The organism is Hymenobacter sp. DG25B (genome assembly GCF_000801315.1).
Lineage (GTDB): Bacteria > Bacteroidota > Bacteroidia > Cytophagales > Hymenobacteraceae > Hymenobacter.
On sequence record NZ_CP010054.1, the window covers coordinates 2179705 to 2202279 of the forward strand.

The following is a 22575-nucleotide window of genomic DNA, read 5'->3' on the forward strand; positions in this document are numbered from 1 at the left end:
AATGGTAGTTGCCCACAAGACCTATGATATGTTATAGAAGTTGCCCGTGGTAGTAAATATTTTTTTTCCTCGGCACATAAACCGCCATAAGCGAGGCTTTAACCGGTTTTGGTTATCACCATAAAACAAAAGCCCCGCTGCCTTTCCACTAACAGGAAAAAGCCGCGGGGCAGGCGTAAAGGGAATTGAAACCCTAGCTTTTGCTGGATTTCAGGAAGGATTTAGCCTGCTTATAAGCATCGGAATCGGGGTCAGCTTTGGCCAGTACTACCTGGTAGTAGCGGCGGGCGGCGGGTACATCTTTGTCCAGCAGCGCCATGGAAGCCAGGTTGGCGTTAGCCGACACATAGAAGCCGCCTTTGGTGTCATCGGCCATTTCCGCGAATACGATACAGCGCTGAAAGTATTCCTTGGCCTTGTCGGCGTCGCGGTATTTGCCCTGCATAATGGCCCCCATCATATAGGCAGCGTATTTGCCGCTGATGCCCTCGTAACCGGGCATGCCGCGGTTTATCTTATCCAGAATATCCTGGCTTACCCGCTCGCACTCGGCCATTTTCTGGGTCCGGAAGCATACCAGATTATAGAACCGCTGGAAATAGGCGTTATCGGGGTATTCGGTAGTAAGCTGGCGGGCTAATTTCCAGGCGCCGGGCAGGTCCTCCTCGTCGTTATAGAGAATCTTCAGCAGAAAAAACTTGGCCTCCCCGCTGGTGTAAAAGCCATTGGTGGCCACGTGCCGCAGCTGCTCCAACCCCAGCTTGCGGTTGCCCTTCGGAAAAAACAGCAGCACCGGGCGCAAAAGCGGGTACTTCTCGTTAATCCAAACGGCGTAGTAGTTCATCAGGGCCTGCCCGAACAGGAACTCCGGGCTCAGGCTGTTAGCCTCCTGGCTAATTTTGAGGTAGTTGAGGGCGCGCTTGCTGCTGAGGATGGCCCGGCGCCAGTTGTGGCGCTCGGCATTCAGGCGGGCATCAAACCCATAGGCGGCCGAGAGAAAGAAGGCCGCTTCATAGTTGGCATCATCAGCATCAAACTGCCGCTCGCCATACACAATGGCGGTATCCATGTAAGCCAGAAACACTTTATCGTAGCGCGTGTCGCGGGCGTTGCTGGGTACCATTTTCCACCAGGTGCTCAGGCCCAGGAGAAAGTAGGGCATGGGGTGCTGGGGGTAGCGGCGGCGCAGGGAGCGAAACTGCTTCTCAGCCCGGTCGAACTTGAAGTTGTAGAGGTTGTGCACGGCCCCATCCAGCTCCAGCTGAATATCCTGGTTTAGCAACAGCCAGCCGCGCCCGTTCACCGCTTCCGGCACTATCTCCACATCGGCCATTTCTACGTGGCGCATGGGAGGAATGCGGATGGAATCTGCCTTCTGTTGGGAATAACCCAGCAGCGGCAGCAAAAGCAGGCAAAGAAACAGGAGCGGTTTTCTCATAGCAGGCCCTGCACTGGCAGGTACCGGGAATAATGGATTATGGAAGATAAGGATATAAAACCGGCTGGCCGGGCCGTAGCAGACCCCGCCAGCCGGAGTAGTTTTGGCTAGCGCAGGGCGTCCAGGGCGGCGCGCAGGCGGGGCAAGGCGGCTTCAATAGACTCCAGCGAAGCCCCACCGACCGACATCCGGAACCAGGGAGCCGCATCCGAGGTGCCAAAGGCACTGAACGGTACCAGGGCCAGCCCGGCCTCGGCAATCAGGTAGGAGGTGAGTTCTTTGGTGGAAGCCAGCAGGCGGCCATCGGGGGTGGTTTTGCCCAATACATCCAGCTTGGCCGTGAGGTAGATGGCGCCCATGGGCACAATAGCATCAACGGGGTAGCCTTCCGCCTTCAGGTGCTGCAGGCCCTGGTACAGGGCTTCCAGGCTGCGCTGAATTTTCTGCTTGAAGCCAGCTATAAACCCGGAAACTGCCGCCCCGTTTTGCAGATAGTGGGCCGTAGCCACCTGCTCGGCTTTGGGGGCCCAGGCGCCTACGTGGCCCAGAATGGCTTTCATTTTATCAATAACCAACGTGGGGCCAAAGGCATAGCCCACGCGCACGCCGGTAGCGGCAAAGCACTTGGAAATGCCATCAATGTATACCACGTAGTCGCGCAGATCGGGGCGCAGGTTTACGGGGTCGTAGTGCTTGGTTTCCCCGAAGGTCAGCATCCAGTAGATCTGGTCGTACAGGATGTAGAGGGGTTTTTCGCCGGGGGCGCGGCGCTTGTTTTCGGCAATGACCAGGTCGCAGATTGCCTCCAGATTTTCGCGGGAGAAAACCGTGCCCGTGGGGTTCAGCGGGGAGCAAAGGGCCAGCAAAGTGGCGCCGGCCAGGTGCGGAGCCACTTCCTCGGCTGTGGGCATGAAGTTGTTTTCAGGGCTGGTTTCCAGCATCACTGGCTGCGCGCCGGAAAGGTGGCAGTAGTGGTTGTTGTTCCAGGAAGGAATGGGAAATACCACTCTGTCGCCGGGGTCGATGAGGGCCAGGTAGGTGGCATAAATCAGCGGACGGGAGCCGCCGGCCACCAGCACATCGTTAGGGGAGTAGCTGAGGCCCAGATGCTCCTGCGTGAAAGCCGTAGCGGCCTGGCGCAACTCGGCAATGCCGTTGGCCGGGGGGTAGTTGGTGTGGCCGGCCTGGTAAGCCTGGGTTATTTCGTCCTCAAGTTCCTGCGGGATGGGGAAAATGCTGGGGTCGAAGTCGCCAATGGTGAGGTTGCAGATTTGCGCCCCCTTCTTGATCATTTCATTGACTTCATTACCAATCTTAATGATTTCGGAGCCAATGAGGCTGCCTGCCATCCGGGAAACTTGCATAGTACGAGAAGGTTGCTACGAATTCGGGCGCAAATATAGAACCCTTCGCGCCGTGTTGCCCGATGGAATCAAAATTCAGCCGCTGCAAAAGCTATAAACCGGCGTACCAGTCGTAGCCCCGCACGGCCCAATAATCCCGGGGCTGCTGGCTCTGAAACCGGATGGTACCGATGCGCTTGATGTTTTTGATGCCGTACTTCACCGGCGAAACCAACCGCAGGGGTGCCCCGTGCTCCGGGGTAAGCGGCTTGCCATCCATTTCGTAGCAGAGCAGGGTTTGCGGATGCAGGGCGCTGGCCATATCAAACCCCACATAATACTGCTCATCGGGCGTGACCAGGCTCACAAAGGGCAGCTGCTGCCCTGCAGGGCCGGCCAACGGGTAGCGGGCCACAAAATCGGCGAAGCGGGCGCCGGCCCAGTGCACCACAGTGCTCCAGCCTTCAATACACTTCAGGTCGGTGGTCATTTCCACGCGGGGCAGGGCTTTGATATCGGCCAGGGAGAATTCCTGGGTTTGGGGCTGGCCGTTGGGCGCCATGCCTTCAACGCGCAGCTTCCAGGTGGCGGTGTCCAGCGGGGTGCGCAGGCCGGCTTTGCCATTCACGCGGGGCATGCGGGCCCGGTGCCGCGGAAATACCGGGGCCAGGTGGGCGTTGCTGAAATAGGCTTCGGAAAGCTGCTGATTGGCTTCCAGCACCCGGCGCAGCGGCCACGGAATGCCATCCGCATCGGGGCGCGTGGCCAGCCAGCGCCAGCCGCCCAGCGCCGCCAGCGCCGAAATGCCGGCGGTGAGAAAGGCGCGGCGGGAACGGCGCTGCACTTCTTCGTCGTCTACAGGCCGGGGCGTATTTTCAGGCGTATTCATACGGCAGATGTAGATGGAGGGGAAGTAACATCAGAAGGAGCAGAAACCGGGGGCGGCGCGGGCGCTTCCACCACCTCAAACCCGGCTACCATAGCCCGGAAATTATTCCAGCCCGCCCGTATTACCTGGGTTACATGCATCAGAAAAAACAGCACGTAGCCAATGGTGAGGGTGAAATGCTCGATGCGGGCCCACTCGTAGCCACCCAGGGCGGTGGTAAGCCAGGAAAACTGCGTAGGCCGGAAAATAGCCAGCCCGGTCAGCAGGGAGCCGGCCCCCATCAGCACCACGCCGGTATAGGCCAGTTGCTGGGCCCCGTTGAACTTGCGCGCCGGGAGCGGCTCTTTTCTAATGCCCAGATCATGCAATACTACCTGCCAGGCCTCCCGGAAGGAGTGGCGCGACGGCAGCAGGTAGCGCCACTCCCCGGAAAACAGGGTGTAGGCCACATACAGCAGGCCATTCAGGGCAAACACCCACATTAGCACAAAGTGCCAACTCATACCCTGGGCCAGCTTGTGGTCCATGGTAAAAGCCTCGTAGAACGACTGGGGAAAGAACTTCAGTAGGGTAGTACGCCCCCAGCCAATGCGGTACACATCGTTGGCCCAGTAAATCCAGAGCCCGCTCCAGATCATGAGGGCCAACACCGGAAAGTTAATCCAGTGAAACCAGCGAATAGCCAGCGGGTGCTTTTCCTGAATGTATTTCATGACAGAGGGAAGAACCGAAAGATACGGCGCAGCCGGCCAGGAAAGGAACTGGCCCTCGCCAGCCGGCCACCATTCTACAAACGGGACCCGCTACCCGCCCGGATTGTTTTACGGCTGCCAATTGGGCCCGGCGGCCTGGCTTGCGTAAACTTGCGGCTGCAACCAGCCTGTGTGCCATGCCGCTTACAATTGATATTCCTTCCCTGGCCGCGCTGCCGGCCGCTGCCGCCCAACTGCGCGATGCCCTCGGCCAGCATTCCATTATCCTGTTTGAAGGCGAGATGGGCGCCGGCAAAACCACGCTCATAAAAGCGCTCTGTGAGAGTATGGGAGTGCAGGACGATATCAGCAGCCCCACCTTCTCGCTGGTAAACGAGTACCGTAACGGCCGGAACCAGCCTATTTACCACTTCGATTTCTACCGGATAGATGACCCCGCCGATGCCTTGCGAATGGGCGCATTAGAGTACTTCGATTCTGGCTATCTTTGCCTGATAGAGTGGCCCAGCCGGGTGGAAACCCTGCTGCCGCTTCAAAGGCTGCTCGTAACCCTTGAGGTTACGGCTGCGGAATCACGGCAATTACTAGTTACTGAGGTAGAATAATGCGTTAATTATCGGGGACGGGAGGGATGTTGTGATGGGTGAACCGATAAGTAAATGCTGCTTCTTCCCTGGTAATTCTTAATTATTAATCTGAACAGAATGCCCGACGCATTGCCCCCCGGATTTGAGTCGCTGGCTACCAGCCGCGCTTACTTCACCCAGGAATCCATGCTGGCCGTGGAAACGCGGCGGCGCAAGCTGTTCATCGGGCTGCCGCGCGAAACCTCCCTGCAGGAAAACCGCATCTGCCTCACGCCGGAAGCCGTGAAGCACCTGGTAGAAGCCGGCCACGAGATTATTATGGAAAGCGGGGCCGGGGAGCCCAGCAAGTACTCCGACCACGACTATTCCGAGGCCGGTGCCACCATTGCTTACTCGGCTAAAGAGGTGTTTGAGGCCGATTTAGTACTGAAAGTAGCCCCGCCCACTGCTGTAGAAATTGATTACCTAAAAGCCGGCCAGACCCTGATGTCGGCCCTGCAGTTCGGCTCCCTCACCGCCGACTATATCACCTCTATTCTCCGCAAAAAAATTAATGCCATCAGCTTCGAGCTGATCAAGGACCCCTCCGGCGCCAAGCCGGTGGTGCGGGCCATGAGCGAAATTGCGGGCTCCACCGTGATGCTGGTAGCCGCCGAGTACCTGGCCCGCTCCAGCGAAGGAAAAGGCGTTATTCTGGGTGGAATTACGGGTGTGCCGCCTTCCCAGGTAGTGATTCTGGGCGCCGGCACCGTGGCCGAATACGCCGCCCGCGCCGCCACCGGCCTGGGGGCTGAGGTAAAAGTGTTCGATAACCACCTCTACAAGCTGCGCCGACTCAAGCAAAACCTGGGCACCCAGCTCTACACCAGCACCCTGGACACCTTCGTGCTCAGCCAGCAGATCCGTCGCGCCGATGTGGTAATTGGGGCCCTGAACGCCGAGGAAGGCCGCGTGCCGTTCATGGTTTCGGAGGAAGTGGTGGCCTCCATGTCGCCGGGCTCGGTGATTATTGACGTGAGCATTGACCAGGGCGGCTGCTTTGAAACCAGTGAGATTACCACGCACAGCAAGCCCGTATTCCGCAAGTACGACGTGGTGCACTATTGTGTGCCCAATATTGCCTCCCGGGTGCCGCGCACCGCTACTAATGCGCTAAGCAACATTTTCACGCCCATTCTGCAGGAAATCAGTGAGCACGGCGGCATTAACGAGGTGCTGTTTACCAACGAGCATTTCCGCTCCGGCGTGTACGCCTACAAAGGCTCCCTCACCAACTCCACCATCGCCAAGAAATTTAACATGCGCTATAAGGAGCTGGGGCTGATGATTGCCGTGCGGAATTAACCTCCATTTGCCTGGTTTGCAGGAGTTTTATGGACTGTAAGTCCTTTTTCATCCTACCCCAGCTGTCATCCTGAGCCCAAGCAAAGGACCTTCTCACGCTAGAGCGACTCGCGTAACAACGACACGTTCTGCTATGAGAAGGTCCTTTGCTTGGGCTCAGGATGACAGTATCTATGTAACGACAGTTTTTATTGATGGCAGTTTTTACGCTGAAAGCGACATAGGCAACCCTATGTGCTACTAACCAGTCAATGGCGGACAAATAATTAACGCATGACCCTACCCACTTCCCAACTCACTGCCCGCCCCGTTCTGGAATTCACTTCTGCTGAGGTGGCGGAGGCCATGAACCGCTCTTTTGAAGAGTATTTTGTGCCGATGCACTTTGATGCGGCATCCTTTGAGCGCCGTTTCCGCAGCGAGCATCTGGACCCCGCGTCCAGCCGGTTGTGGTTTCAGGGCGAGGCGCTGGTAGGGGTAGTGTTTATTGCCCGCCGTGGCTGGCAAAGCCGGGTGGCAGCCATGGGTTTGGTGAAAGAATTTCGCCACCAAGGGCTGGGTAAAATTATGCTGCAAACGGCCCTGGAGGAAGCCCGCGCCCGCGGTGACCAGTCGATGCTGCTGGAGGTGTTTACCGTGAATGAGCCCGCCATTCGGCTGTATGAGCGGCTGGGCTTTGTGCATTTGCGGGAACTGGTGGGTTTCCGCCAGGAGCCCGGCACCAGAGACGACGCAGCGCATCAGCTTACTGAAATAGACCCGCTGCAACTGGCGCAGCAAGTCCAGGTACACGGCGACGCCAACCTGCCCTGGATGCTGGCCCCAGAAACCCTGGCTGCTGTAACGCGCCCCAGCAGGGCCTTCCGGTTGCAGGAACTAGCCTACGCGCTGGTACGCCCGGAAGCGGATAAGGTAGTTGTGCTTTGCCTGCTGGTTGCCCCCACCAGCCGCCGGCAGGGCTGGGGCACCCGCCTGGTACGGGCCTTGGAGGCAGAATTTGGTGGTCTGCCCTTGGTTTTTCCACCCCTGGTTCCGCAAGCGTCCGGTATAGCTTTGCTGGAAAGCTGTGGCTGGCAGCGCGCTGAGCTAGCACTCTATGAGATGCGCTGCCCGCTTGTATAACAGTATTGGAGATGCCAGGGATGCAGCCCGGTAGACAAGTCCAAAATAGCTCGGCAAGACGGGCTTTTCTTATCGCTCGCATCCCAACAACGGCAGCAGACAACATGCTTTGATTGCGCTCCGTAGGACGTTTTTTAGAAATTTATCCTGTGTTCTTTCCCAACAACACTCCTTATTTACCTGACCAGAAAGAGCATTTGACCAGCGTGTATCCGAGGGCTTCAGCTTAAGAAATCCAAGTGTCAACAGCCTGTTTGATGCGCCAACGGCCGTTCACTTTCTCCACCCAGAGTACCTCCCCAAAGCCGCATTTGCAGCCACACTGCCAGCTGAAAGAGAGTAGGCCTTGGTCACCGGCCGCATTCCACGCCACGGCCGACAACGTAAGAATGCCCATGCCCCCTTCCAGGGTGCACGGCATATATCTTCCCACGGGCAGTAGCTTCGCCGTACACAGCTGGAAGTCCGCGGCACCCATATCCGTTTGTACCCGATTCAAGCTATCCAATGAGGCTTGCTGTTGACTCGGCGCAAAGGCCCTGATTAGCTTGACTACGTCAGTCTCTGGAGTCAGGGTTTTAAACTGAACGGGAAGGTCCGCTAGTTCAGGATTTGTTCGGCGAGGCTTCGTATTCAGGTAGAAGGTTTGAAAGCGGGCCGTATCCTGAAACAGGGCGCGCTGAAAACGCACGCGGTGGGTGCGCTCCCAGACTGAATCCGCGGGGGTTATCTCCAAGCTTTTCTGTTCGCGGAAATGCTGCTGGATATACGCTATATTTTCTGCCGGCAGATAGCCGATGCCCAAGCGTTGCTCAATTAGTTCCGTGACGATATCCTGGTAGAGCTGCTTCGTAGGGTCAGTCTGATTATTGGGACAGGGCCGGTACTCGGACGCACAGCCGCTACCAAAGACGAGGAATAAGAGCAGGATATGGCATGTCAGGCGCATCGGCTATTAAGAAAGGAAGTATGGAATAGAGGGTATAATGTCTTATTCCCAACCTTTAGTCGTTCGGTTTAGCTAGTAACAGCACTTTCCAGGCATCCAGCAGCTGCCCGCCCTCCAGGAGTTTTTTGCCCAGGAGTACCAGCTGCTCTTGCTGCTGGGGGCTGTCTTTATATTTGTTAAGGGTGTAGCTAACTAATGGTTCCTGACGGAAGGCGGCAACGGCCTCAGGGGTAGGCAATGCTTCGGCCTCGATGTTGGCCAGACGGCCCAGGTTGTTGCCGCTCAGCGCGTGGCTAGTGCGGATGTGCTCCGGCAACTGATCAATGCCGATGCCCTTGTTGCGGTTGGGCTTGGGTACTTCGAAGAGGCTTTCCGGCGTCACGCGCGAGTACCAGTCGCCGCCCAGGCGGGCCACGGCCTCAAACTTGTGGGGGTCCACGCCGGGGCCGTTTTCCAGTAGTATATCCTCACGGTAATGGGCCTGCACCACGCGGCAGATAACCAGGTTACCGCCGCCATTGGAGTCGCCCACGGGAATTACCTGCTCCACTACGCACTCAAAGGAAACCGGGCACTCGGCCACGCGCGGCGGGCGTACCATATCCGATTTTAGCTCCGTGAGGCCGGCCTTATGAAACTCATTCACGCCGCGCTCATACTCGGTGGAGGCCAGCGACATTTGCTCCACCAGGGCATAGTCACAGATGTTGACCACGCACTCCGGTACTTCGTCGCGCACGTTGTAGAGCGTGTGCTTCTGCGTGTTGTCGCGCACGCGGTTGGCGGGGGAGAAGATGAGGGTGGGCGGATTGGAGCTGAACACATTGAAGAAGCTGAACGGGCTCAGATTCACCTCGCCATCTTGGGAAATAGTGCTCACAAAGGCAATAGGCCGGGGCGCAATGGCGCTGAGCATCCATTGGTGCCAGTCGGTTTTGGAAAGGGTGCCGGGCGTGATAGTGCGGAACGGGGTGGGAGTGGACATAGCGGGGAGAGGGTGAGGCAGCAATGAGGGGCCTAAAGAACAACGTAGTACTTTCAGGCCCACAAATATGATACAATACCCATTGCTATGCAGAACCAGGCATTAAGTTAGACCCTGAGCTATGTATTGCGGCACAAACCCGAGGAGCTGGGCCTGGAGTTGGATGCGCAGGGCTGGGTGAGCGTAGCGGATCTGCTGGTCGCTTTGCAGACCCGGAACCCCGAAGTAACCCTAGACCACCTCCGGGAAGTGGTGGCCACAAACGAGAAAAAGCGTTTTGCTTTTTCAGCAGATGAGCAGTTAATCCGAGCAAATCAGGGCCATTCGGTGGCGGTGGATTTAGCTTTGGAAGCGGTGGTGCCACCGGAAGTGCTGTACCATGGCACGGCTACCCGTTTTCTGGCTTCTATTCGGGAGAGCGGGCTGCAGCGGGGCTCCCGGCAGCATGTGCACCTTTCCGCAGATCCGGAAACGGCCACGGCCGTAGGGCGCCGCCATGGCCGGCCCGTGGTGTTAACCGTGCAGGCCGGAAAGCTGCACCGCGCGGGGGCATCATTTTATTTATCCGAAAACGGGGTCTGGCTCACCCTCTCGGTTTCCCCTGAATATATTGACGAAGCCAGGGTATAGGCTGATTTTTAAGTGAAATACCCCGTTCCTGGGGCACCCTGCCATTATCAGTCAGAATTCAGGCTGGGCCTGCTACATTAGGCTTCTTCTACTTTGCTTCTATTTATATGCTGCTTCGATTAGGGTGTACGGTTTGTTTCTGGGTATGGAGTATCACTTATGCCTCGGCCCAGCAAACCAGTGCAATGGCTGATACGGCGCTCCTGCACCGCCATTTAGTAGCTCTCACTACCACCCCAGAGCCGCGTAACCATCTACACTTGGCCAGCTTAAATCAAGCGGCGGAATATATTAAGGCCGAGCTGGCGGCGGCAGGGGCCCGACCAACCGAGCAGCCATACGAGGTAAACGGACGCACCTACCGCAACATATTGAGCAGCTTTGGCCCGGTGGAGGGGCCGCGTCTTATAATTGGGGCGCATTATGATGTATGCGGCGAGCAGCCCGGCGCCGATGATAACGGTACCGGCGTAGCAGCCCTGCTGGAAGTAGCCCGCCTGCTGGGCCGGCAGCCTGCCTTACCCTACCGGGTAGATGTGGTGGCCTATACGCTGGAAGAACCCCCATTTTTTCGTACCCCGCAGATGGGTAGCTACGTGCACGCCCAGAGCCTGCACAAAGCCGGGGTGGCCGTGCGCGGTATGGTGGCACTGGAAATGCTGGGCTATTACGACGACCGGCGAGGAACCCAGGATTACCCGGTAGCACCCTTAAAATGGATATATGGCAGTAGAGGGAACTACGTAACCGTAGCCCGGAAAATTGGCGACGGGCGTTTTGCCCGTCAGTTTGCGCGCCATTACAAGGCGGCGGCCGGGTTGCCGGTAAAGCGGTTCACAGCCCCTGCCTGGCTGCCCGGCATCGACTTTTCCGACCACCTCAACTACTGGCACTTTGGCTACCCGGCTGTGCTCCTCACCGATACCGCCTTCTACCGCAACAAGCACTACCACGAACCCACCGACACTCCGGACCGCTTAGACGTGCGCCGTCTGTGTCTGGCAGTGGACGCCTTGCTGGCCGTGGTGCTTGGTCAATAGCCGAGGCAATGGTTGTCTTGTTAAGCGGAGGTAGGCATTTGGCTCCATTTCCTCAGCCAGCGGCTATGGCGACGTACGCCCCTGATTTTCTTCATTTTCTCCCGCAGCGTTATTTGTAAAGAGCTGGTTTTTGCTAATTTATTATATCTTTACTAAATAAGTATAGCTATTTTTCTGCCTTTCGCTCCATCGTCCTAATGGCCCAGCTTCGTTGTCCTAAGTGTGAATCGGTGGAGGCTACAAAAAGTGGCGTGGTGGGTGGCCGGCAGCGGTATAAGTGCAAAAACTGCGGCTACCATTATTCAGTAGCCAAAACCGGCAAGGAGACCAATCCTTACTACGTAATTAAGGCCCTGCAGCTGTATGTAGAAGGCGTGAGCTACCGGGAAATTGAGCGTTTGCTGGGGGTCAGCCACGTCTCGGTCATGAACTGGGTGAAAAAGTACGGCCTGAAAGCGCCCCGGCAGACGGAGTATCATCCCACGTATAAGATTCTGAATCAGAAGGAGCTGGCGGAGTTTTTTCTGAAGCCGGAAAACCTGAAAGGAGCGGGCCTGATAGTCACGGAGCTAGGCGATAAGTACATGATGATACGGTGGGAGCGGTTTAAAGCCAGCTGAAGCTATAGGGCTTAGCGGAAGTATAGCCTGGGCATGACTTCCCGGTGGGGATTTTTCTATTTGGGAGGGCCCGGCGCTACCTGCGTGGCAGCGCCCTGGCTTTTCCCCTCGAGCTTCCCCAACCTAAAACTCCACCACGTCCATGCAAAACGCCCGTTATGTGCTGGCTATAAGCGCCCTGCTTTCGGCAGCGGGAGCCACGGCCCAGGTTCAGCCCCCACCCGCCGGTGGGCAGCCCGCTCCGCCACCCGCCGAGCAGACCGCACCACCCACACCAGCGGCCCCTACGGAATCGGTGCCTTATGGGGCCGGACTGAAGGTGAATATCTCGCCCGATGGCTCCAAGTACTTCCGCATCATCAACTGGCACCAGGTCTGGACGCGCTACAACCGCAATAACACCGGCTCCCAGCACGTACCCGGCGACCCGCAGGACAACACCTTTGATGTGGGCCTGCGCCGCTCCCGGGTGCTGTTGTATGCCCAGCTGAACCCGCGCTTCATGATTCTGACGCACTTTGGCATCAACAACCAGAACGCGGTGAGCGGAGGATCAGGGGTGGGCGACCCAGGCAAAAAGCCTCAGCTCTTCATTCATGAGGCGGTGGTGGAATACAAGGTGGTGAAAGAGCTCAGCCTGGGTGCGGGCATGCACTACCAGAATGGCATTTCCCGCATGACGCGGGCCAGCACGCTTAATTTTCTGGCCTACGATGCCCCCATTTCAAACTGGCCCACCATTGAGAAGATAGACCAGTTTGCGCGCTGGTTTGGGCTCTATGCCAAAGGCCGGGTAGGAAAGCTGGACTACGCCCTGTCGGTAAACGACCCGTTTGCTACCAACCAATCGGTAACGCCCGCCACGCTGCCCACCGGTGTAGCCGACTACAGCCCCCGCAACAGCCACAAGACCTACCAGGGCTATTTTGCCTATGAGTTCCTGGACCAGGAAGCCAACCTGCTGCCCTACGCGGTGGGCTCATACCTGGGCACCAAGCGGGTATTCAATATTGGCGCGGGCTTCCTGTTTAATAAGAATGCCATGATTTCGCGGCCCAATGCCCTGCCTGAGGTATTGCCTACGGACCCCTTTACGCTGCCCACCAACCAGCATAACCTGGGTATCTGGTCGGCGGATGTGTTTTATGACACGCCCCTGGATAAAGACGCCGGCACGGCACTTACTGCCTATGGTGTGTACTACAACTACAACTTCGGCCCCAACTACGTGCGCAACATCGGTATCCTGAACCCCAGCTCGGCCGGCGGCTCGGCGCCCATTCCGGGAGCGGGCACGCTGCGCGGCAATGCCTACCCGGTAGTGGGTACCGGCTCGGCCCTGTACGGGCAGGCCGGGTATCTGCTGCCCAAAAACCTGCTGGGTCCCAAAGCCCGCCTGCAGCCCTATGCTGCCTGGCAGCACGGCAACTTTGACGGGCTGAAAGCCATTGGCGCCAAGGATGTGAATGTGTATGATCTGGGTACCAATCTATATCTGGATGGCCATAACGCCAAGCTCACGCTAAACTACCGCGCCCGGCCCGACTATTCCAACCCCCAGGATGTGAACTACCGCTCGGAAATAACGCTGCAAACCATGGTCTTCCTGTAACCCACGCGGCCCGCTTCTCTACTACCATCAAACTCATTCCCAACCCATGGAACAAGATGTAATGCGCCCGGGCTATGCCGCGGCGGTAGATGCTCCGGAGGAGCACGATAACAATAGAGTTTCCACCAAGAAAATATGGCAGGTTATCACATCGTCGTCGGTGGGAACCGTCATTGAGTGGTACGACTTCTATATTTTTGGCTCGCTGGCCACCATTATCGCCACCCTTTATTTTCCCAAGGATAACCCCGTTGCGGCTTTGCTGAGCACGCTGGCGGCCTTTGCGGTGGGCTTTGTGGTGCGGCCGTTTGGGGCCGTGGTTTTTGGCCGCATCGGTGATTTAGTGGGCCGGAAGTATACCTTCCTGCTTACGCTGCTGCTGATGGGCGGCTCTACCTTCGCCATTGGTCTGGTACCTACTTATGCAACTATTGGCGTGGCGGCCCCCGTTATTCTGTTTCTGCTACGCGTGGTGCAGGGCCTGGCCCTGGGCGGGGAGTACGGCGGCGCGGCAACCTACGTAGCCGAGCACGCCCCCGATAACCGCCGTGGCTACTACACCAGCTTTATTCAGACTACGGCCACTGTTGGCCTGTTTGTGAGTATTGCCGTACTCATTGGCACGCGCCTGGCCGTGGGCGATGAAGCCTTTAAAACCTGGGGCTGGCGCATTCCCTTCCTGCTGTCGGGTTTCCTGGTGGTGGCTTCCTACTACATTCGTCGCCGCCTGAATGAGTCGCCGCTGTTTGCCAAGGCCAAGTCTGAAGGTACCACCAGCAAATCGCCCCTGCGCGACTCGTTTGTGGAGCCTGTGAATCGCCGCCTGGTGCTGCTGGCGCTTTTCGGTGCAACCATGGGCCAGGGCGTGGTGTGGTATACAGGGCAGTTCTACGCCTACTTTTTCCTGCAAACGGTGCTCAAAATTGAGCAGATTCCGGCCAGTATTATTCTCTGCGCCGCCCTGCTGCTGGGTACACCCTTCTTCATCTACTTCGGTAGCCTGTCTGACCGCATCGGCCGCAAGCGCATTATCATGACGGGGCTGCTCTGCGGGGCCATATTCACCATTCCCATTTTCTACGGCCTGAAGGCCTTTGCCGGCCCGCTCACGGAGAAAACAGCCGCTACCGTAGATGCTGCGGGCGTGGCCGTGCCAGCCGTTATGGTGGCCGCTCAGCCCAACGTGGTAGCCCTCACGCTACTTATTTTCTGCCTGGTGCTGTTTGTAACCATGGCGTACGGACCCATTGCGGCTTACCTGGTAGAGCTATTCCCCACCAAGGTTCGCTATACGTCCCTGTCGGTGCCTTACCACATTGGCAACGGCATTTTCGGGGGCATGGTGCCCTTGATTTCCACGGCTATGGTGGCCTGGGCCGCAGCGCAGCCCAGCGGCTTCCTGCAGGAGCACAGCATCTATTTTGGCCTGGTTTATCCAGTGGTTATTGCCTTCATCACCTTCATCATCGGCTCGCTGTACATGAAGGATACCCGCAACATTAAGATAATGGGCTAGGCAGGGCTGCCCGGCTGGTGTAAGCAAGTCCGTCGGGCCGGTGGTTCGGCGGACTTTTCGTACCAGGGCAGCCCGGAAATAGGGACTTTGAATGTACTTCTAATGCCCTAGTTTAGCTGGCTGTGGGTGGCAGGTCGCCCGTCGGTATTTTCTCCTTAAGCAGGTAAGCGTATGTCCTCCATCTCCCCGCCGGAGCGCCCGGAACAGCGGCGCGGGCAGCGGCTGCTGTTTGTGTCGCTGCTCTTCGCCGTGCTTCTTAACTTTCCTTTTCTGGCCGTGGTCAATCACCAGGGCAGGGTGGGTGGCATTCCGGTGCTGTACCTCTATGTGCTGGTAGTCTGGGTCCTGCTGGTGCTGCTCACGGGTTGGCTGGTACGGTCTAAAGCGTAGCTGGCCCTACCATCCAAAGCTCCTTCTTCTGCTGATTTCCTTCGCTGCTCATCCGGCTGCCTCCTATGTCCATTCTGCTCATTATCGGCTTTTCCTTCGGCTACCTGGCCCTGCTGTTTGGGGTGGCGTATGCGGCGGAGCGCCGGTCGGCGGCTCGGCGCAGCCTGGTCAGCAACCCCTATGTATATGCCCTGAGCATGGCCGTATACTGCACCGCCTGGACGTACTATGGCTCGGTGGGGCGGGCTGCCTATTTCGGGCTGGAGTTTGTGGGTATTTACCTGGGCCCCACGCTCATGGCCCCCGCGGCTTGGCTGGTGTTGCGCAAAATCATCCGCATCTGCCGGCAGCAGCGCCTCACCTCCATTGCCGATTTTATCTCGGCCCGCTACGGCAAAAGCGCCTGGCTGGGGGCCCTGGTAACGGTGGTTTGCGTGCTGGGAGTGGTGCCTTATATATCATTGCAAATCAAAGCCATAGCCGCTTCGTTTGATATTATTACTGGAGGGGGCGGAACCCAGGTGGCGGAGGGCGGTCTGGCCACTTCTTCGGCTTTCTTTACTACAGTGGCGCTGGCCTTCTTTACCATCATTTTTGGGGTGCGCTCCATTGAGGCTACCGAGCGGCACGAAGGCATGGTGCTGGCCGTGGCCGTGGAAAGTATTGTGAAGCTGGTGGCCTTTCTGGGCGCGGGCCTGTTCGTGACCTACGGCTTATTTAATGGCTTTGCCGATGTATTTGAGCGGGCCGCGGCCGTGCCCGATCTGCGCCGCCTGTTCACGCTGGAAGGCGCCGGCACCAGCGGGGCGCAGTGGTTCACGCTGCTGCTGCTGAGCATGGCGGCTATTCTACTGCTGCCGCGCCAGTTTCAGGTATCGGTGGTGGAGAATGTAAACGAGGACCACCTGCGTAAAGCCATGTGGCTGTTTCCGCTCTACCTCATCATTATTAACCTGTTTGTGCTGCCCCTGGCCTTTGGCGGCCGCCTGCTGGACCCCGCCGGTAAGCTGGACGCCGACACCTTTGTGCTGGCCCTGCCGCTGCAGGCCGGGCACCCTTGGCTGGCCCTGCTTATTTACCTGGGCGGCTTATCGGCGGCCTCTTCCATGATTATTGTGGAAACCATTGCCCTCAGCGTAATGATGAGCAACCACCTGCTCATGCCCCTGCTGGTGCGCATTCCGGCGGCGCGCGCGGAGGGGCCGCGCTGGTTTGCCTACCTGGGGCAGGTGGCCCTGCACAGCCGGCGCCTGGCCGTGGTGCTGGTGCTGCTGCTGGCCTACGGCTACTATGCCGAGGTGGGCCACCTGCTGCCGCTGGTTAATATTGGGCTGGTGTCGTTTGCGGCGGTGGCGCAGTTTGTGCCGGTGGTGCTGGGCGGGCTGTACTGGAAAGGCGGCACCCGGCAGGGCGCCCGGGCCGGCATTCTGGCCGGGTTTATAGTCTGGTTTTTTACGCTGGTGCTGCCTACCATGGTAGGCCCCGGCCTGCTACCCGTGTCAGTGTTGACGGAAGGTCTGTTTGGGCTGCGGGTGCTGCGGCCGTTTGCTTTGTTCGGGCTGGATGGGTTGGATTATTTGTCGCACGGCCTGTTTTGGAGCTGGTTTTTCAATATTGGGTGCTACGTGGGCGTGTCGTTGTTGCGCACGCCCTCCGCCCTGGAGCTGCGGCAGGCCGATATTTTCGTGGACATCTTTCGGAACGGTGCCCTGTTTGAGGGGCCAGCCGGCTGGCAGGGCGCGGCCCCCTTGCCGGATGTGCGGGCCCTGCTCTCCGGCTTTCTGGGAAAGAAGCGCGCCAACCAGGCCCTGCGGGCCTTTCAAATCCGTTTTCCGGATGCCCACGCTACCGATACAGTAGCGCCGCCCCAGGCCGACCCGCGCCTGTTGGCTTACGCTGAAAAGCTGCTGGCCGGCTCCATTGGTCCGGCTTCGGCGCGCATGCTGCTGCGTTCCTCCGTGGGGGTAGAGGATATCAGCTTTGATAACGTGGTGGGCATTCTGAAGGAAAGTCAGCAGCTGCTGGAAGCTAACCGCCAGCTGCATAAGCAGCAGCGCCAGCTCCAGCGCCTCACCGGCGAGCTGCAGGCCGCCTACGACCAGCTGCAGGAGCTGGATCAGCACAAAGACGAGTTCCTCTACACCGTAACCCACGAGCTGCGCACCCCGCTTACCAGCATCCGGGCGCTGGCCGAAATTCTGTCTGATAATCCCGACCTGGAGGAGGAAGAACGCCACCGCTTTTTGCATACCATTACCCGGGAGGCGGAGCGCCTGAGCCGGCTGATTACGCTGGTGCTGGATCTGGAAAAGTATGAGTCGGGCATGGCCACGCTGGACAAAGCGCCGGTAAACGTAGCCGAGGTCATCAGTGACGCCTTGGATGCGGTGGGCCAGCTCCTGCGCGACAAGCACATACACCTGGATGTGCGGGTGCCGCCCGGCCTGCCCACACTCTTCGGCGACCGGGACCGGCTCATTCAGGTGCTGGTCAACCTGCTCTCCAATGCCGTGAAATCCTGCCGCGCCGATGGTGCCGGCCGCGTTGAGGTAGCGGTAAGCGCGCCGGCCGCCGCGCTGCGCATCAGCGTGCGCGACAATGGCAAAGGCATCGACCCGGAGTTTCATCAGCTCATCTTTGATAAGTTTTTCCAGGCCCGCCATCAGACCATGCGCAAGCCCGAGGGCTCGGGCCTGGGCCTGGCCATCACCAAAAAAATTGTGGAGCTGCACGCCGGCCGCATCTGGGTAGAAAGCCAGCCCGGGCAGGGTGCCACCTTTGCCGTGGAGCTGCCGGTAGGCGAGGGGTCGGCACCAGTAAGCCTGCCGGCCTGAAAGCATGCCAGACTATCTAAGCCAACTTCCCGCCATTTCGTTTAACGGTCTGCTGCCGCCTTTCTCTTATCACTAGCTTCCCTTCGTCATGCCGACGACCCCACATATTCTCATTGTCGACGACGAGCCCAACATCGTCATGTCGCTGGAATTTCTGATGCGCAAAAACGGCTACCAGGTCAGCATTGCCCGGAATGGCACCGAGGCCCTGGATGCCGTAGACCACACCGCGTTTAATGTGGTGCTGCTGGATGTGATGATGCCCGACGTGGACGGCTACCAGGTATGCCGCCACCTGCGCCAGCGCCCGGACCGCGCCAACACCCGCGTTATTTTCCTTTCGGCAAAGAGTAAAGATGCCGATATTCAGAAAGGCTATGACGCCGGCGCCGACCTCTACATCCCCAAGCCCTTTAGTACCCGCCAGCTGATGGAAAAAGTAAAGGAGCTGCTGAAAACTCCCGCCTAAGTGCTGCCCGTTCTGCTTTAAAAATAAGTTGATTTCCGCCCACCTCTTTTTCTGCCAAACCATGGAACCCACAACGTATGCAGCCGCCCACGCCGCCAGCCTGGCCGATCCGGATGCTTTCTGGGCCGTGCAGGCCCGGCAGCTCCAGTGGTTTCAGGAGCCACCCCGGCCTGTGCTTTCGCAGGATGCCGATACGGGCTTTTACCGCTGGTTTCGGGGCGGGCAGCTGAACACAGCCTATTTGTGCCTGGATTACCACGTAGCCAACGGCCGCGCCGGGCAGGTAGCGCTGGTGTATGACTCGCCGGTAACCCAGACCCTGCGCCGCTACACCTACGAGGAGCTGCTGAACCTCACGGCCCGCTTTGCCGGGGGCCTGCGGGCGCTGGGTGTTGAGAAAGGAGACAGGGTGATAATCTACATGCCCAACATGCCCGAAGCCGTTGTAGCTATGTTGGCCTGCGCCCGGCTGGGAGCCATTCACTCGGTAGTATTCGGCGGGTTTGCACCTCATGAGCTGGCCATGCGCATTGATGACGCCCAGCCCCGCCTCATCATCTGCGCCTCCGCCGGAATTGAAATTGATAAGGTGATTCCCTACAAGCCCCTGGTAGACGAAGCCATCCGGCAGGCCACCTATCAGCCAGCCCACGTGGTAGTGCTGCAGCGGGAATGCGCCACCGCGGAGCTGCATGCTCCCCACGACGTTGACTACCAACAGCTGCTGCAGGCCGAGCCGGTAGACGCCGTGCCCGTAGATGCCACCGACCTGCTGTATATTCTCTATACCAGCGGCACCACTGGCAAGCCCAAAGGCGTAGTGCGGGACCATGGGGGCCACGCCGTAGCGCTCAAATACAGCATGTCGGCTATTTACGGGGTGCAGCCCGGCGAGACGTTTTGGGCCGCCTCCGATATTGGCTGGGCCGTGGGCCACAGCTACATTGTATATGGGCCGCTGCTGCACGGCTGCACCACCGTGCTGTTTGAAGGCAAGCCCGTACGTACGCCCGATGCCGGCACATTCTGGCGCGTGGTGCAGGACCATCAGGTGCGGGTGCTGTTCACGGCGCCCACCGCCATCCGGGCCATCAAGAAGGAAGACCATGAAGGGGCGCTGGCCCGCAAATACGACCTGAGCAGCCTGCGCTACCTTTTCCTGGCCGGCGAGCGGTGCGACCCCGCCACCTACGACTGGGCCGGCCAAACCCTGGGCGTGCCGGTGGTAGACCACTGGTGGCAAACGGAATCGGGCTGGCCCATGCTGGCCACCATGGTGGGCCTGGCGGATGTGCCCCCGCCACGCGCCGGCTCGGCGGGCCACCCCGTGCCCGGCTACGATGTGCAGATTCTGGACGAAGCCGGCCAGCGCGTGCCGGCTGATACCACTGGCCTGGTAGCCGTGAAGCTTCCCCTGCCGCCCGGCTGCCTGCCTACCCTGTGGCGCAATGATGCCCGTTTTCAGCACGGCTACCTGACGACTTTTCCGGGGTATTATTTTTCCGGTGACGGGGGCTATCAGGATGAAGAAGGCTACCTCTACATTATGGGCCGGGTAGATGATGTTATTAACGTGGCCGGCCACCGCCTGAGCACCGGCGAGATGGAAGAGCTGCTGGCGGCGCACCCCGCCGTGGCTGAGTGCGCCGTGCTGGGCATTGCCTGCGAGCTGCGCGGGCAGGTGCCCGTGGGGCTGGTGGTGCTGAAAGACGGCCAGACTATCAGCGAGGAGCTGTTGGAAAAGGAGCTGGTGCAGCGCATCCGGGAGCAAATTGGTGCCGTGGCCTGCTTCCGGCAGGCGGCCGTAGTGAAGCGCCTGCCCAAAACCCGCTCCGGTAAAATCCTGCGTAAAACCCTGCGCCACCTGGCCGACGGCGACGACTTCACGGTGCCTTCCACCATCGACGACCCTGTCATTCTGGACGAAATCCGGCAGGTGATGAGTCGCCACAAAATGGGCCTGGCCTTTGATAAGCCCGAAACCCGGCTGTCATCCTAAGCAACGCCCGGCGCTGGTTACCTCAGAATACAGCAAGAAATATTTGACATCGAATAACTCCCTAAACCACCATTCCCATGCCCGAAAATCCCACGAAACATGCCCGTATCCGCACGCTGGAAGAATACCACGATGCCTACCAACGCAGCGTTGAAAACCCGGAAGCCTTTTGGGCCGGGGTAGCCGAGCCGTTTAGCTGGCGGCGCAAGTGGGATAAAGTATTTGTCTCCGATATGACCGGCGGGCATAATGAGTGGTTTTCCGGGGCCCGCCTCAACATCACCGAAAATTGCCTGGACCGTCACCTGGCTTCCCGCGGCAATAAGCTGGCTATTATATATGAGCCCAACGACACCAAGACGCGCCACCTGCGCCTGACTTACCGGGAGCTGCACCAGGAGGTCTGCAAATTTGCTAACGTGCTGCACAACAACGGCGTGGAGAAGGGGGACCGGGTGTGCCTGTACATGCCCATGATTCCGCAGCTGGCCATTGCGGTGCTGGCCTGCGCCCGCATCGGCGCTGTGCACTCCGTCATCTTTGCCGGCTTTTCCGCCACCGCCATTGCCGACCGTGTAAACGATGCCCAGGCCACCGTGGTGCTTACGGCTGATGGCCTGAACCGCGGCGCCAAACAGATTCCGGTGAAGCGCGTGGTAGACGAAGCCCTGGAGCATTGCCCCAGCGTACGCCGCGTGATTGTGGTGGAGCACCTGGGCTGGCCCGTGCACATGCACGAGGGCCGCGACGTATGGTACCACGAAGAAGCCAAAGACGTAGCCAAAACCTGCCCCGCCGAGGAGATGGACGCCGAAGACCCGCTGTTCATTCTCTATACCAGCGGCAGTACCGGCAAGCCTAAAGGCGTGGTACACAGCACTGCCGGCTACATGGTGTGGGCCGACTACACCTTCCGGAACGTGTTCCAGATGGAAGAAAACGACGTGTACTGGTGCACCGCCGATATTGGCTGGGTAACCGGCCACACCTATCTGCTCTACGGCCCCCTGCTTTCCGGCAGCACCTCGCTCATGTTCGAAGGCATACCCACGTACCCCGATGCCGGCCGTTTCTGGGAAGTGATTGACAAGCACTCCGTCAGCGTGTTCTACACGGCGCCCACGGCCATCCGCAGCCTGATGGCCGCCCCGCTGGACAACGTGCTCAGCTACTCGCTGGATTCCCTGCGCGTGCTGGGCTCTGTGGGCGAGCCCATCAACGAGGAGGCGTGGTACTGGTACTACCAGCACGTGGGCAAAGAGCGGTGCCCCATTGTAGATACCTGGTGGCAGACGGAAACCGGCGGCATCATGATTTCGGCGTTGGCCGGCATCACGCCCAGTAAGCCTACCCACGCGGGCCTGCCATTGCCCGGTGTGCAGCCGGTGTTGCTCACGCAGGAAGGCCAGGAAATTGAAGGCAATGAGGAAGAAGGCTACCTGGCCATCAAGCAGTCCTGGCCCGGCATCATCCGCACCACCTACGGCGACCATGAGCGCGCCCGCCAGACCTACTTCGGTCCGTACCCCGGCTACTATTTCACCGGTGACGGTGCCCGCCGCGACGCCGACGGCCTGTACCGTATTATTGGTCGGGTAGATGATGTGATTAACGTATCGGGCCACCGCTTCGGCACGGCTGAAATCGAAAATGCCATCAACCAAAACCCGCACGTGGTGGAAAGCGCCGTTGTAGGCTACCCACATGATGTAAAGGGCCAGGGCATTTACGCCTACGTTATCTGCCGCGAAGGAGTACCCGGGCAAAAACCCGGCAAAGACCACATCGAGGCCAGCATCATTGAAACCATCGTGGCCGAAATCGGCAAAATTGCCAAGCCCGATAAAATTCAGATTGTATCCGGGTTGCCCAAAACCCGCTCCGGCAAAATCATGCGCCGCATCCTGCGCAAAGTAGCCGAGGGTGACATCTCCAACCTGGGCGACACCTCTACCTTGCTGGACCCGCAGGTAGTGGATGAAATTATTGAGGGTAAGAAATAAGCGCTTGCACAAACAGCAAAAAGCCCGCCTCCGGTATCGGAAGCGGGCTTTTTACTGTTTGGTTTTTTAGGGTTAACACAATCAGAACCGTC

General features: G+C 58.8%; 19 protein-coding genes. 13 read left to right on the forward strand and 6 right to left on the reverse strand.

Annotation, left to right across the window (positions count from 1 at the left end; translation table 11 throughout):
• Positions 1-193 precede the first annotated feature (193 nt).
• The 4 genes from PK28_RS09245 to PK28_RS09260 all read right to left on the reverse strand — a co-directional run bounded on the left by PK28_RS09245 (position 194) and on the right by PK28_RS09260 (position 4383).
• Positions 194-1438: a Tol-Pal system protein YbgF gene (locus tag PK28_RS09245; RefSeq protein ID WP_044513478.1), complete on the reverse strand. Its 1245-nt coding sequence runs from the start codon at positions 1436-1438 to the stop codon at positions 194-196.
• A gap of 107 nt (positions 1439-1545) precedes the next feature.
• Positions 1546-2802 (reverse strand): pyridoxal phosphate-dependent aminotransferase, encoded by a 1257-nt coding sequence (locus tag PK28_RS09250; RefSeq protein WP_044513479.1) that lies wholly within the window; start codon positions 2800-2802, stop codon positions 1546-1548.
• A 91-nt stretch (positions 2803-2893) separates the two neighbouring features.
• Entirely contained in the window at positions 2894-3670 is a 777-nt protein-coding gene (locus PK28_RS09255) for a molybdopterin-dependent oxidoreductase (protein WP_044513480.1), read from the reverse strand.
• A complete protein-coding gene (locus PK28_RS09260) occupies positions 3667-4383 on the reverse strand; it encodes a cytochrome b/b6 domain-containing protein (RefSeq protein ID WP_044513481.1) in 717 nt (238 codons plus the stop codon). The genes PK28_RS09255 and PK28_RS09260 overlap by 4 nt, the downstream gene beginning before the upstream one ends.
• A gap of 176 nt (positions 4384-4559) precedes the next feature.
• Between PK28_RS09260 and tsaE the strand changes: the two genes are divergently transcribed.
• The 3 genes from tsaE to PK28_RS09275 all read left to right on the forward strand — a co-directional run bounded on the left by tsaE (position 4560) and on the right by PK28_RS09275 (position 7436).
• Positions 4560-4988 (forward strand): tRNA (adenosine(37)-N6)-threonylcarbamoyltransferase complex ATPase subunit type 1 TsaE, encoded by a 429-nt coding sequence (gene tsaE / locus PK28_RS09265; RefSeq protein ID WP_044513482.1) that lies wholly within the window; start codon positions 4560-4562, stop codon positions 4986-4988.
• 99 nt (positions 4989-5087) lie between these two features.
• Positions 5088-6314 (forward strand): alanine dehydrogenase, encoded by a 1227-nt coding sequence (locus PK28_RS09270; RefSeq protein ID WP_044513483.1) that lies wholly within the window; start codon positions 5088-5090, stop codon positions 6312-6314.
• A gap of 273 nt (positions 6315-6587) precedes the next feature.
• Entirely contained in the window at positions 6588-7436 is an 849-nt protein-coding gene (locus tag PK28_RS09275) for a GNAT family N-acetyltransferase (protein ID WP_048825807.1), read from the forward strand.
• Positions 7437-7662: 226 nt separating this feature from the next.
• Here the strand turns inward: PK28_RS09275 and PK28_RS09280 are convergent, their stop codons facing one another.
• On the reverse strand, positions 7663-8385 hold the full coding sequence (locus PK28_RS09280; protein WP_044513484.1) for a hypothetical protein: 723 nt from the start codon (positions 8383-8385) through the stop codon (positions 7663-7665).
• 55 nt (positions 8386-8440) lie between these two features.
• A complete protein-coding gene (locus tag PK28_RS09285) occupies positions 8441-9370 on the reverse strand; it encodes a flavin reductase family protein (RefSeq protein WP_044513485.1) in 930 nt (309 codons plus the stop codon).
• A 126-nt stretch (positions 9371-9496) separates the two neighbouring features.
• Here PK28_RS09285 and PK28_RS09290 point away from each other — a divergent pair, with 126 nt between their 5' ends.
• The 10 genes from PK28_RS09290 to acs all read left to right on the forward strand — a co-directional run bounded on the left by PK28_RS09290 (position 9497) and on the right by acs (position 22483).
• On the forward strand, positions 9497-10000 hold the full coding sequence (locus PK28_RS09290; RefSeq protein WP_231576123.1) for an RNA 2'-phosphotransferase: 504 nt from the start codon (positions 9497-9499) through the stop codon (positions 9998-10000).
• Between the two features lie 260 nt (positions 10001-10260).
• Entirely contained in the window at positions 10261-11040 is a 780-nt protein-coding gene (locus PK28_RS09295) for a M28 family peptidase (RefSeq protein WP_231576124.1), read from the forward strand.
• 197 nt (positions 11041-11237) lie between these two features.
• Positions 11238-11660: an IS1/IS1595 family N-terminal zinc-binding domain-containing protein gene (locus PK28_RS09300; RefSeq protein WP_044513486.1), complete on the forward strand. Its 423-nt coding sequence runs from the start codon at positions 11238-11240 to the stop codon at positions 11658-11660.
• Positions 11661-11802: 142 nt separating this feature from the next.
• Positions 11803-13272 (forward strand): hypothetical protein, encoded by a 1470-nt coding sequence (locus tag PK28_RS09305; RefSeq protein WP_231576125.1) that lies wholly within the window; start codon positions 11803-11805, stop codon positions 13270-13272.
• A gap of 46 nt (positions 13273-13318) precedes the next feature.
• Entirely contained in the window at positions 13319-14788 is a 1470-nt protein-coding gene (locus tag PK28_RS09310; protein ID WP_197070392.1) for an MFS transporter, read from the forward strand.
• A 171-nt stretch (positions 14789-14959) separates the two neighbouring features.
• Entirely contained in the window at positions 14960-15178 is a 219-nt protein-coding gene (locus tag PK28_RS09315; protein ID WP_044513487.1) for a hypothetical protein, read from the forward strand.
• 65 nt (positions 15179-15243) lie between these two features.
• Complete coding sequence (locus PK28_RS09320; protein ID WP_044513488.1) at positions 15244-18012, forward strand: sensor histidine kinase; 2769 nt, start codon at positions 15244-15246, stop codon at positions 18010-18012.
• A gap of 88 nt (positions 18013-18100) precedes the next feature.
• Entirely contained in the window at positions 18101-18481 is a 381-nt protein-coding gene (locus PK28_RS09325; protein ID WP_044513489.1) for a response regulator transcription factor, read from the forward strand.
• Positions 18482-18542: 61 nt separating this feature from the next.
• Entirely contained in the window at positions 18543-20480 is a 1938-nt protein-coding gene (locus PK28_RS09330) for a propionyl-CoA synthetase (RefSeq protein WP_044516728.1), read from the forward strand.
• A 77-nt stretch (positions 20481-20557) separates the two neighbouring features.
• Complete coding sequence (gene acs / locus PK28_RS09335) at positions 20558-22483, forward strand: acetate--CoA ligase (protein WP_044513490.1); 1926 nt, start codon at positions 20558-20560, stop codon at positions 22481-22483.
• Positions 22484-22575 lie beyond the last annotated feature (92 nt).